At 62.1% G+C, this 11,857-nt stretch carries 12 protein-coding genes and 1 pseudogene; 8 read left to right on the top strand and 5 right to left on the bottom strand.

Translation table 11 applies throughout. From position 1 onward, the window contains the following. On the bottom strand, positions 1-1,202 hold a 1,202-nt coding region (locus tag NKJ40_RS11115; protein WP_352466147.1), incomplete at its 3' end, for an acyl-CoA carboxylase subunit beta. A 387-nt stretch (positions 1,203-1,589) separates the two neighbouring features. Here NKJ40_RS11115 and NKJ40_RS11120 point away from each other — a divergent pair. Then, a complete protein-coding gene (locus NKJ40_RS11120; RefSeq protein ID WP_352466148.1) occupies positions 1,590-3,008 on the top strand; it encodes a DEAD/DEAH box helicase in 1,419 nt (472 codons plus the stop codon). Between the two features lie 104 nt (positions 3,009-3,112). On the opposite strand, the pseudogene NKJ40_RS11125 reads toward NKJ40_RS11120, so the two are convergent. Both NKJ40_RS11125 and NKJ40_RS11130 read right to left on the bottom strand, forming a co-directional pair. Further along, positions 3,113-3,265, bottom strand: a pseudogene (locus NKJ40_RS11125) (alpha/beta hydrolase); the annotation flags it as partial. A gap of 28 nt (positions 3,266-3,293) precedes the next feature. Then, positions 3,294-4,115, bottom strand: a complete 822-nt coding sequence (locus NKJ40_RS11130; RefSeq protein ID WP_352457508.1) for an SDR family oxidoreductase — start codon at positions 4,113-4,115, stop codon at positions 3,294-3,296. 215 nt (positions 4,116-4,330) lie between these two features. Between NKJ40_RS11130 and NKJ40_RS11135 the strand changes: the two genes are divergently transcribed. From NKJ40_RS11135 to NKJ40_RS11160, 6 genes are all read left to right on the top strand, one after another. Beyond that, complete coding sequence (locus tag NKJ40_RS11135; protein WP_023675106.1) at positions 4,331-5,365, top strand: cysteine synthase A; 1,035 nt, start codon at positions 4,331-4,333, stop codon at positions 5,363-5,365. Further along, a complete protein-coding gene (locus NKJ40_RS11140; protein WP_023675105.1) occupies positions 5,365-6,108 on the top strand; it encodes an alanyl-tRNA editing protein in 744 nt (247 codons plus the stop codon). Before NKJ40_RS11135 ends, NKJ40_RS11140 begins: the two co-directional genes overlap by 1 nt. A 35-nt stretch (positions 6,109-6,143) precedes the next feature. Then, positions 6,144-6,995, top strand: coding sequence for a 3-mercaptopyruvate sulfurtransferase (gene sseA, locus NKJ40_RS11145; RefSeq protein ID WP_023675104.1), 852 nt, complete (start codon positions 6,144-6,146; stop codon positions 6,993-6,995). Between the two features lie 5 nt (positions 6,996-7,000). Continuing rightward, positions 7,001-7,564: a GNAT family N-acetyltransferase gene (locus NKJ40_RS11150; RefSeq protein WP_023675103.1), complete on the top strand. Its 564-nt coding sequence runs from the start codon at positions 7,001-7,003 to the stop codon at positions 7,562-7,564. 150 nt (positions 7,565-7,714) lie between these two features. After that, positions 7,715-8,521 carry a 4-hydroxy-tetrahydrodipicolinate reductase gene (gene dapB, locus NKJ40_RS11155; protein WP_023675102.1) on the top strand — a complete coding sequence of 269 codons (807 nt, stop codon included), beginning with the start codon at positions 7,715-7,717 and terminating at the stop codon, positions 8,519-8,521. 77 nt (positions 8,522-8,598) lie between these two features. Then, entirely contained in the window at positions 8,599-9,066 is a 468-nt protein-coding gene (locus NKJ40_RS11160) for a DUF1203 domain-containing protein (protein WP_023675101.1), read from the top strand. A gap of 248 nt (positions 9,067-9,314) precedes the next feature. Here NKJ40_RS11160 and ald read toward each other — a convergent pair whose 3' ends face one another. Further along, positions 9,315-10,430: an alanine dehydrogenase gene (ald, locus tag NKJ40_RS11165; protein WP_023675100.1), complete on the bottom strand. Its 1,116-nt coding sequence runs from the start codon at positions 10,428-10,430 to the stop codon at positions 9,315-9,317. Between the two features lie 156 nt (positions 10,431-10,586). Here ald and NKJ40_RS11170 point away from each other — a divergent pair, with 156 nt between their 5' ends. After that, complete coding sequence (locus NKJ40_RS11170) at positions 10,587-11,060, top strand: Lrp/AsnC family transcriptional regulator (protein ID WP_023675099.1); 474 nt, start codon at positions 10,587-10,589, stop codon at positions 11,058-11,060. Positions 11,061-11,073: 13 nt separating this feature from the next. Here the strand turns inward: NKJ40_RS11170 and NKJ40_RS11175 are convergent, their stop codons facing one another. Further along, the gene (locus NKJ40_RS11175; RefSeq protein WP_023675098.1) at positions 11,074-11,730 is read right to left on the bottom strand and encodes a 5-formyltetrahydrofolate cyclo-ligase; all 657 of its coding nucleotides are present in this window, start codon (positions 11,728-11,730) and stop codon (positions 11,074-11,076) included. Between the last annotated feature and the right edge of the window lie 127 nt (positions 11,731-11,857).

An 11,857-nucleotide genomic window follows, 5' to 3' on the forward strand; every position in this document is an offset into this window, starting at 1 on the left:
CCCTCTCTGATCTTGTGGTTGATCTTGGGCCGCGGCGCTGGGCAATGCGCCAACCTCGGCGGGCCGCGGGGCTGCCTCACCCAACAATTTCCCGCCGCGTGGCAGGCCCTGAAGCCCGCCACGTCGACGAAGGTGACGATCGGGATCGAGAAGCAGTCGCAGAATCGCACGAAACGAGCCGCCTTGCGGCTGGCATCCGAATCGAGCACGCCGGCCAGCACCATCGGCTGGTTGGCGACGAAGCCGACGGTGCGGCCCTCGATACGGCCGAAGCCGGTGACGATGTTTTTCGCAAAATTCTGCTGGATCTCGAAGAAGTCACCCTCGTCGGCAACTTTAAGGATCAACTCTTTGATGTCGTAGGGTTTGTTGGCATTGTCGGGGATCAGCCTGTCGAGCGACAGATCGTGATCGGTGACCGACTGGTAGCATTCGATCTCGGGAATTTCCGCCGTGTTGGAAGCGGGCAGCAGATCGACCAGCCGGCGCATCTGCAGCAGCGCCTCGACGTCATTGTCGTAGGCTCCGTCGGCGATCGAGGACTTCGTCGTGTGGATAGAAGCGCCGCCGAGGCTTTCGGCGGTGACCGTCTCGTTGGTTACGGTCTTCACCACATCCGGCCCGGTGACGAACATGTAGGAGGTTTCGCGAACCATAAAGATGAAGTCAGTCATCGCCGGCGAATAGACATCGCCGCCGGCGCAGGGGCCCATGATCAGTGAAATCTGCGGGATGACGCCAGAGGCCAGTACATTGCGCTGGAAGATCTCGGCATAGCCGCCGAGCGCCGCCACGCCTTCCTGGATGCGGGCGCCGCCGGCGTCGTAAAGGCCGATGATCGGCGCGCGATTGCGCAGCGCCATCTCCTGGACCTTGACCACCTTTTCGGCATGGGCCTCGGACAGCGAGCCGCCGAACACGGTGAAATCCTTGGCGAAAAGATAGACCGGGCGACCGTTGACGGTGCCCCAGCCGGTAACGACGCCGTCGCCGGCGATCTTGGTTTTCTCCATGCCGAAATCGGTCGAGCGGTGCTCGACATACATGTCGAACTCCTCGAACGAGCCCTCGTCTAGAAAGACGTCTATGCGTTCGCGGGCGGTCAGCTTGCCCTTCTTGTGCTGGGCGTCGATGCGGGCCTGGCCGCCGCCCATGCGGGCGATCTCGCGGCGGCGCTCGAGTTCCTTCAGCACGTCCTTCATGACCGGTCCCCGAAACGGAAAGCTGCATTGTGGTAATCATGCCCGCGAGAGAGCGCAAGCGCCGCTTCCTCATGGCTTTTGCTGCGCTGCAACATCAGGCCCCTTGCATTTCGATGCGAACTGGGCCATATGCGGCGGCATAGGCGCTTGGGCCGGGATAGTCCGGCCTTCTCGATGAATGAGACTGGTTGCGTCTGTTTTCCCTCTTCCCGACATATCGGCAAGGTGGCGAAAAAGCCCCGTGGCATGAAGCCTGCGGGCACGACAGCGCAGCCGTGCGGACGATGACGTCCGCCCGCCTTGTCGTTTCATGACAATTTTCGACGGCAGGTTGCGCCCTGCCGCCATCGATGTTTGCGGCCAGAAGCCGCATGAAAGAAGAATATTTTGACCAATGAAAACACTTTGATCGGTAAGGACACTGGGGAACTGAACGGTTTCGCCGCACTTGGAATTACCGGCGCACTGCTCAAGGCCACCAATGCCGCCGGTTTTACCGATCCGAAGCCGATCCAGGCCCAGGCGATCCCGCCGCAGCTCGAAGGCCGCGACATTTTCGGCATCGCCCAGACCGGCTCGGGCAAGACGGCGGCGTTCGCGCTGCCGATCCTGTCGAAGATCATCGCACTTGGCACCAAGCGCCGGCCGAAGACGGCCCGCGCGCTGATCCTGGCGCCGACACGTGAACTCGCGGTGCAGATCGAGGAGATGATCAAGCTGCTCGCCAAGGGCGCGCATGTATCGACCGCGCTCGTGCTGGGCGGCGTCTCGCGCTTCAGCCAGGTGAAGAAGGTTGCGCCCGGCGTCGACATCCTGATCGCAACGCCCGGTCGGCTGACCGACCTTGTGCGTGAAGGCGACCTCGTGCTTGCCGACACCAAATGGCTGGTGCTCGATGAAGGCGACCGCATGCTCGACATGGGCTTCATCAACGACGTCAAGCGTATCGCCAGGGCGACGGCGCCGGACCGTCAGACGGTGCTGTTCTCGGCGACTATGCCGGCCGAGATCGCCGAACTGGCGAAAGGCCTGCTGAAGAACCCGATCCGCGTCGAAGTCGCTCCTCACAGCACCGCGGCAGCCGAAATCGTGCAGGGTGTCGTCTTTGCCCGCACCAAGCAGAAGCGCCAGGTGCTGGCCAACATGCTTGCCGGTGAGGCGATGAAGTCCGTCATCATCTTCTCGCGCACCAAGCATGGCGCCGACAGGGTGACCAAGGATCTCGAGCGCGACGGCTTCAAGGCCGCTGTCATCCACGGCAACAAGTCGCAGAATGCCCGTCAGAAGGCACTCAACGATTTCCGTGAGGGTTCGGTGCGCATTCTCGTGGCGACCGACATTGCGGCACGCGGCATCGACGTGCCCGGCATCAGCCATGTGGTGAATTTCGACCTGCCGGACGAGGCGGAGAGCTATGTCCACCGCATCGGCCGCACCGGCCGCAACGGCATGGACGGCATCGCCATCACACTCTGCGACCCGTCTGAAAACAGCAAGCTGCGTCAGGTCGAGCGCATCATCCGCACCAAGCTGCCGATCGTTGCCGACCATCTCGGCAGCCCCGATCCGCAGCGCAATCCCGCCGAGAAGAACGAGCGCAGCTTCGAACCGGCCAATGATCGCAACGACCGCAATGGCCGTCGCGACGGCAGGCGGCCCGGCGGCGCAAACAACGGCTTCGGCAAGAAGCGGTTCGGCGACAAGCCGGCCTTTGCGGGCGAGCGCAAGCCGGAAGGCGCCAAGCCATTCAAGGGCAATAACAAGCGCCGCTTCGGCGGCAAACGGCCAGCAGCGCGGGCCGCATAATCTGACCGTGTGTTGCGGTCGGCCAAGCCTGGCTTGGTCACACACGATTGAAGAGGGCGACCGGAGCGATGCTTCGGTCGCCCTCTTGCTTGGGGGCCTTTGGTTCACTTTACCACCGCCTCGATCCACACGACGGTCCGCTGCGCGAGGAAAGCCGTGGTCGATGGCGACAGCGCGTCGCCGGCAATGACGTGGTTGTCCGGGTCGCCGGTATCGTCGACCGGCACCAATTCATGTCCAGCGCCCCAGCGACCCGCAAACACGATCGCTCGCCCATCACTGATCCTACTCGACTGGCGGCTTGCGGTCGAAATTCAGCGGCCGCGCATTCCAGCGGGTGACCGTGCTGATCACCCATCGGCAGAACGGCCTCGGCAGCATCCTGAGCAGTTTCAGCGTCCAACTCAGGCGGCGTGGGAAAGTGACTTCGAAGCCGCCGTATTCGATGCCTTGCGCGATGCGGCGCGAGGCCAGATTGACCGGCATCAAGCCCGGCATCGGCAGGAAGTTCTTTTCGGTCAGCCGCGTGTCGACAAAGCCCGGATTAATCACCTGGATGCGGACGTTCATCTTGTCGAAATCGTATTTCAGCGACTCGGCCAGGATATTGACTGCCGCCTTGGTGCCCCCATAGGCGGCGGTGGTGGGCCAGCCGAAATAGGCGGTAACCGAACCGATCAGCACGACATGGCCGCGCGAGCGCACGCGCATGCGTTCGATGACCGGCAGCAGGCCATTGATGATGCCGAAATAATTGACTTCGAAAGACCGACGGAAATTGCGCGCCACAAGATCCTCGCCCGGCGTTGCGATATAGCTTCCAGCGTTGAACACTGCCAACACGATCGGACCGAGATCTTTCTCGATCGCGGCAACCGTCTTCGCCATGCGTTTTTCGTCGGTCACGTCGCAAGGATAGGCTGCGACACGGCCCGCCATCTGCGCCGTTTCGACGATGAGCGTATCGATCGGATGGTCATCTGGCGCAGTCACCGCGACGACATAGCCCCGAGCGGCAAGATCCTTGGCCAGCGAACGGCCGATACCGCTGCTGCCGCCCGTAATCCAGGCGACGCCATGCTTCGGATTGGCCCGATAGAGTGTCATGTTGCGCCCCGCCGGCTCTTCTTAGCCTGTGCTCTACTGGTGAAGAAATCGAATGAAAAGAGTGCTTTTCGGTACATGGTTGAAATGAATACCGGTCGGGCGCTCCTGGCTGTAGGAATTGCAGTGTGCGAAATGCGACTGGACCAGGCAAATTCTTGCCTTGAAACCGAAGCTTCGGGTTTCTAGGGTTTCGCCGCACCCACAAAGGAATCTCCATGCCCCGTTCTGTGATCGACGTGATCGGCAACACGCCCCTGATCCGCCTCAACAAGGCCTCGGAAGCAACCGGCTGCGAGATCCTGGGCAAGGCCGAATTCATGAATCCCGGGCAGTCGGTAAAGGACCGCGCCGGCCTGTTTATCATCCGCGATGCGGAGCAGCGCGGGCTGCTGCGGCCCGGCGGCGTCATCGTCGAGGGGACGGCCGGAAATACCGGCATCGGATTGACACTGGTTGCCAAGGCGCTCGGCTACCGCACGGTGATCGTCATTCCCGACACCCAGAGCCAGGAGAAGAAGGATACAATCAAACTGCTCGGCGCCGAGCTGATCGAAGTGCCCGCCGTGCCTTACAAGAACCCGAACAACTACGTGAAGCTGTCGGGCCGGCTGGCCGAGCAGATGGCGAAGAGTGAGCCGAACGGCGCGATCTGGGCCAACCAGTTCGACAATGTCGCCAACCGTGACGGCCATATCCGCACCACGGCCGAAGAAATCTGGAACCAGACCGACGGCAAGGTGGATGGTTTCGTGTCGGCGGTCGGTTCCGGCGGCACTCTGGCAGGCGTCGGTTTCGGGCTGAAGGCCAAAAACAACCAGGTCAAGATCGCGCTGGCCGATCCGCTGGGGGCAGCGCTCTATTCCTTCTACACCAGCGGCGAGCTGAAATCCGAGGGCAGTTCGATCACCGAAGGCATCGGGCAGGGGCGGATCACCGCCAACCTCCAAGGCTTTACACCCGATTTTGCCTTCCAGATCCCCGACGAGGACGCGCTGCCGATCGTATTCGACCTGATCCAGGAGGAGGGGCTTTGCGTTGGCGGTTCGACGGGCATCAACATTGCCGGCGCCATTCGCCTGGCGCGCGAGCTAGGCCCCGGCCACACCATCGTGACCATGCTTTGCGACTACGGCACGCGCTACCAGTCGAAGCTGTTCAATCCTGAATTCCTGCGCGAAAAGAAGCTGCCGGTGCCGGGATGGATGGAGCAACAGAGCACGATTTCGGTACCGTTCGAAAGGGTTGCGTGATGGCGCACAAGACCGAAGCGCTGTTTCGTGACGACGCCTATCTGGGGACGGCCGACGCCACCGTCGTCGCAGTCAATGATCGCGGCGGCATCATTCTGGACCGGACGGTGTTTTACGCCACATCGGGCGGGCAGCCGGGCGACACCGGCAGCCTCGAACGCGCCGACGGCACCGGCATAGCGATTGCCGCTACGATCACCGGCGAAACCAAGGACGAGATCATCCATGTGCCGGCGCCGGAGCAGGCAGTTCCAAAGGTGGGCGAGCGCATGAGGCTCGCCATCGACTGGCCGCGGCGGCAGTTGCTGATGCGCATGCATTCTGCCTGCCACCTGCTTACCGTCGTCTGTCCGTTCCCGATCACCGGCGCCGCGGTTTCCGAGGACGACAGCCGTATCGATTTCGACATCCCGGACGCCGGCTTTACCAAGGAAGACGTGACGGCCAGACTGATGGAGCTGGTGCGAGCCGACCACCCGATCTTCACCCGGCTCATTTCCGACGAGGAACTGGCATCCAATCCGGGCTTGGTGAAATCCAAGAATGTGCGGCCCCCGGCCGGCACGGGAAGGATCCGATTGGTCTGCATCGGCGAGAACGCTTCGATCGACAGCCAGCCTTGCGGCGGCACCCATGTAAAGAGCACCAGCGAAATCGGCGAGATCCATATCGGCAAGATCGAGAAGAAGGGCCGCGAGAACCGGCGCTTCCGCATTCGCTTTGGTCCTATGCCGCCAGCCTGATATAGGACTGCGACGGGCGGGACAGGAGAGAAAAGATGGCCGACGACAGTCCTTTCACCATCGATGCCGATTGGTTACAGAAGCGGCTCGGCGAACCCGGCCTGACGATTGTCGACGCGTCCTGGTACCTGCCGGCGCAAAAGCGTGACGCGCGCGCCGAGTACGACGTAGCGCATATTCCAGGCGCCCGCTTCCTCGACCAGGATGCGGTTTCGGACCCCGACGCGGCTCTGCCGCACACGCTGCCGTCGCCGCAGCATTTCGCGCAATATGTCGGCGCGATGGGTATTTCGGCCGATGACACGATTGTTGTCTATGACGGGCCAGGGTTCTTTTCTGCACCGCGCGCCTGGTGGTTGTTTCGCGTCATGGGCGTGTTCCAGGTCTATATACTCGACGGCGGCTTCGATCGTTGGAAAGCCGCCGGACGGCCGGTGACGGCGGAGCCGACGAAGATCGCGCCTTGCGTGTTTTATGCCAACTTCGATGCCGCCCGCGTCGCCAGCCTTGCCGACATGCGCCGGATCGTCGAGACGGGGGAGAGCCAGATCGCCGACGCGCGCTCGCCTGGCCGTTTTGCCGGCACCGAGCCGGAGCCGCGCCCCGGCATCCGCTCCGGCCATATGCCGGGCGCGCACAACGTGCCGTTTTCGGCGCTTTCGGAAAACGGCGAATTGTTGCCGAAGGACAGGCTGCGCAAAGTGATCGAAGGAGCCGGCATCGACCTGTCGAAGCCGGTCGTCACCTCCTGCGGGTCGGGCGTCACCGCGGCAGCCGTCACGCTAGCTTTGGAGACGCTTGGCCATGCCGACAACAGGCTTTATGACGGTTCATGGACCGAATGGGGCGGGCTTTCCGACACGCCTGTCGTGACGGGCAAGGACTGACGGTGATGGAAGACGGATCGCTGGAAGACATCGATGTCACCGTGACGTTTCTCGAAATGCATGTGCCGCCTGCCTATTCGCCGCCGCTGCCGTACAACCGCCAGATCGCGCTGCTCAAGACCAAAGACATTCCCCTGCATTTCTACCGCTATTTGATGGATCGGGTCGGCCGCAAATGGCACTGGGTCAATGTGTTGAGGCTGAGCGACGAGGAGCTTGCGGCGGGCATCCACCGCGAGGACCGCGACATCAGGGTGCTTTATCTGGATGGTGCGCCGGCGGGCTTCTTCGACCTCAAGCCGCATTTGCCGGAGGAAGTGGAACTCGCTTATTTCGGAATGATGGAGCACGCGACCGGGCAAGGCATCGGCCGCTGGTTCCTCGGTGCGGCAATCGCCGCGGCATGGTCGCACGGGCCAAGGCGGATAACCGTGCAGACCTGCACCCTCGATCACCCAGCAGCACTGCCGCTCTATCAAAAACTCGGCTTTACGCCAGTGGCGCAAAAAAAGGAGGTCGTACATCCGATGTCTTTTGCCGAGCGCGCGGCCAGCGTCATGCGGCCCTGATTTTCAGGCCCGTTCATCCGAGCTTCAGCTTGTCTTTGCAACGTCCCAGAGTCTCTGGATCAACACTCAAAGGTGAGCCCGACTTGAATGAGCTTGGCTCTTTCCATATCGCTATCGTCTAAAAACCGATGGGTGATGGAGGATCGCACGATGGCAATACGCGTGGTAATGGCCGGCGCGACCGGCTGGGTCGGCAAAGCGCTGGTTCCGGCGATCGGGGCGCAAGGCGACATGGCGCTGGCCGGGGCTGTATCACGCAGCGGCGCGGGGCAGGATTCCGGTCTGCTGGTTGGTATGCCGGCTAATGGTATTGCCGTTTCGGCCTCGCTGGCCGAGGCGCTGGAGGCGCCGTCGGACGTGCTGGTCGACTTCACCAAGCCGCATGTCGTGAAAGACCATGTGCTGCTCGCCATCGACAACGGGCGGCACACGGTGATCGGCACGTCGGGACTGGGAGCTGCCGACTATGCCGAGATCGACGCCGCGGCGCGCGCCAATGGCGTCGGCGTTGTTGCCGCTGGCAACTTTTCCATCACCGCCACGCTGATGAAGCGGTTTGCACTTATGGCGGCAAAATACGTGCCGGACGTCGAGGTCATCGATTATGCTAGTGCAAAGAAGCCCGACGCGCCCTCCGGAACCGCACGAGAGCTTGCTGAAGCGCTGGCCGACATCCGCAAGGCCTCAACGGCAAAGCCGGTCTCCGAGGTCTCCGGCGTGCCGGCCACACGCGGTGGTGCGGTCGGCGCAGGCGAGGGGGTGCAAGTGCACGCGCTTCGCCTGCCGTCCTACATCCTGTCCTGCGAGGCGCTGTTCGGTCTGCCAGACGAGCGGCTGACCATACGCCACGACGCCGGCTCGTCCGCGGCGCCTTACGTGGCGGGCACGCTGCTCGCCATCAGACGGGTACAGCAGATCAAAGGTCTGGTTCGTGGTCTCGAGGCGCTGATGGATTGATCCATTTCGGCAGGAATCGGGTGGGAAGCTCTGCCTTGCGAGCATAATTTCCGGTCGACGACACCGGAGATTTTGCCATGACGCTAAAATTCAAAGCCTTGCCAACCAATGCTGTCCGGGCACTTCAGCGCGGCGGGCCGGATGCTTATGGCTTGAAGCCAGAGCGGCAACTTTCGGATGGCGACGGCGTGCCTTGCCGTCATTGCTTGAAAAATATTGCTGTGGGAGAAGCCTATCTTGTTTTGGCCTATCGGCCTTTTCCGGAGCTGCAGCCTTATGCCGAAACGGGGCCGATCTTTCTGCATGCGAAAGAATGCGAACGCGCCGCCGAGGGGAAAATGCTTCCCGAAATGCTCGAAAGCAGCGATTACATTGTGCGCGGTTATGGCAAGGACGACCGCATCGTTTACGGCAGCGGCGGCGTCATTCCGACCGACGCAATTGCCGCACGGGCAGAGACGTTGTTCGAACGCGACGACATCGCTTACGTCCACATCCGCTCGGCGCGCAACAATTGCTATCAGTGCCGGATCGACCGCGCGTAACCGGACAGGCTGCACCGGCTTGGGGCTGTCGTACTCCCGTCGCATACAAGCGGTAGAAACACACTGTCGATCGATTTGCCGACCGCGGATGAACCGGCGGGAATTTTCGACAACCGAGGAAGCGGGGCTTTGGCTCCGCTTTTTTGTTGTCCGGTTATTCCGCGCGCCCGACACTTTTCAGTTTTTCGACATAAGAAAAAACCCGTCGGACGAATCCGACGGGCACTGGAGAGGCAGATTCGGACAGCTCAGGCGGCGAGAACGGCCTTCGGCTCGACCAGGTCGTAACCGAGCGCTTCGGCCACTGCGCGATTCGTGATCTTGCCCTTGTGGACGTTCAGCCCGTTGCGCAGATGGTGGTCGTCTACCAGCGCCTTGAGGCCCTTGTCGGCGAGCTGCAGGCCATAATGCAGCGTCGCATTATTGAGCGCGTGGGCCGAGGTGACCGGCACCGCACCCGGCATGTTGGCGACGCAATAGTGGATGACGCCATCGACCTCATAGGTCGGCTCGGCATGGGTGGTGGCGTGCGAGGTCTCGAAGCAGCCGCCCTGGTCGATGGCGACGTCGACCAGCACGGCGCCTTTCTTCATGCCCGACAGCATTTCGCGCGTCACCAGCTTGGGCGCTGCTGCCCCCGGGATCAGCACGGCGCCGACGACGATGTCAGCCGAAAAACATTCTTCCTCCAGCGCCTCGACGGTCGAGTAGCGGGTGTGGACGCGGCCGCCAAAGATGTCGTCGAGCTGACGCAGGCGCGGGATCGAGCGGTCAATGATGGTGACGTCGGCGCCAAGGCCGGCGGCCATCCGTGCAGCATGCAGGCCGACGACGCCGCCGCCGAGCACAGTGACCTTGCCGGGGAGCACGCCGGGCACGCCGCCAAGTAGCACGCCGCGGCCACCATTGGCCTTTTGCAGCGCCGTTGCGCCCGCCTGGATCGACAGGCGGCCGGCGACTTCCGACATCGGTGCTAGCAGCGGCAGACCGCCGCGCTCGTCGGTGACCGTCTCGTAGGCTATCGCGGTCACGCCGGAGGCCAGCAGGCCCTTGGTCTGCTCCGGATCCGGGGCAAGATGCAGATAGGTATAGAGGATCTGGCCGTCGCGGAGCTGAACCCATTCGTTGGGCTGCGGCTCCTTGACCTTCACGATCATGTCAGACTTGGCAAAAACGTCGGCGGCCGTTTTGGCAATCGTGGCGCCGGCGGCGCGATACGCGTTGTCATCGGCGCCGATGCCGGCGCCGGCGCCGGTCTCGATCAGCACTTCATGGCCATGCGCGACATATTCACGGACCGAACCCGGTGTCAGGCCGACGCGGTATTCATGGTTCTTGATTTCCCGGGGGCAACCGACGCGCATCTTTTTCTCCTGATCCGGCCCTTTGGGGCTCGTTCCCTGTCTAGAGATAGTGAACCACGAATCGTTCGGTAAGTGTTTGCGAATGCGCTTGCCAGAGAGGCCACTGTTCGATAATCGTTGCGCAAAACATTAGAATTATCGCAGGAACCCGCAAAAATGCCGCTCGACAGGATTGATATCGCCATTCTCGAGACGCTGCAGAAAGACGGGCGGATACCCAACGCAGCGCTCGCCGAGAAGGTTGGCCTGTCGCAGTCGGCCTGTTCGCGGCGGCTGGACAATCTGGAGAAATCCGGAACCATCCGCGGCTATCACGCACGGCTGTCCAACGCTGCACTTGGGCACCAGATGACGGCGATCGTACATATATCGCTGTCCGGGCAATTCGAGAAGACGTTGTCGGATTTCGAGGCAGCGATAAAGCGCTGCCCGAACGTCCTGTCCTGCCATTTGATGTCGGGCGAATATGACTACATCCTGCGCATCGCGGCAAAGGATCTCGTCGACTACGAACGCATCCACAAGGAGTGGCTGTCGGCAATGCCGCATGTGACGAAGATCAATTCGTCTTTTGCCTTGCGCGAAATCGTCGATCGCACGGCCGTGGGAATGAAGCCTGAACTCGCCTAGGCCCCGAACTCGCCTAGGTGTTGACTGCCTCGGTCACCACACGGTCCATCCGAATGTCGTGCGGCTGCGGGTAGATGGTGACGATGCGCTGCAGTTCGTAGCCGACGCCGATGACCAGCGGTTTGAAGGGCATCGCGGCAAGCGTGCGATCGAAGAAGCCGCCGCCATAACCCAGGCGAAACTGCCCGGGATCGATGCCGACGATCGGCGAAATGACGATGTCGGGCAACACCGGATCACCCTCGGCCGGTATCGGGATATTCCAGACGCCCTTCTCCAGCCGGTCTCCGTGGGTATAGGCGCGAAAGACAAGCGGCCGGTCTTTCTCGACGACGACGGGCAACGCCGTGCGCCCGCCCCGCGCGTTAACGGTTTCCATCCACGGGCGCAGGTCCGGCTCGCCGCGAAACGGCCAGTAGAGGCTGACCATGCGGCCGGCGATGTCGCCGATCACCGCGTCGAGCCCTTCGGCAATGCGCTGCGACATAGCTGCGCGCGTGTCGGCCGAAACGGCAAGGCGGGATACGATCAACCGCTCGCGCTCGGCCTTGCGCCAGCGCCTTACGTCGGTCCAGTCGGATAGCGGCGCTTGGAACTCCGGATCAAGCTCGTGCATAAAACAAGGCGGCGAGGCGTACTGCGCTGAGTCTTCATCTTCATTCCTAGCCATGCTTCACCTGCAATATACTGTTCCGACCAAGTCGTATCCGGGACGTAAGCTATATCCGGGAATGAGTCTGCAGCATGCGTATTCACGACATCAAGAGACGAGTCCCAGGCAGTTGCAGCGCAGGCAT

Origin of the sequence: Mesorhizobium sp. M0119 (assembly GCF_040322615.1) — a bacterium.
Classification (GTDB): domain Bacteria; phylum Pseudomonadota; class Alphaproteobacteria; order Rhizobiales; family Rhizobiaceae; genus Mesorhizobium.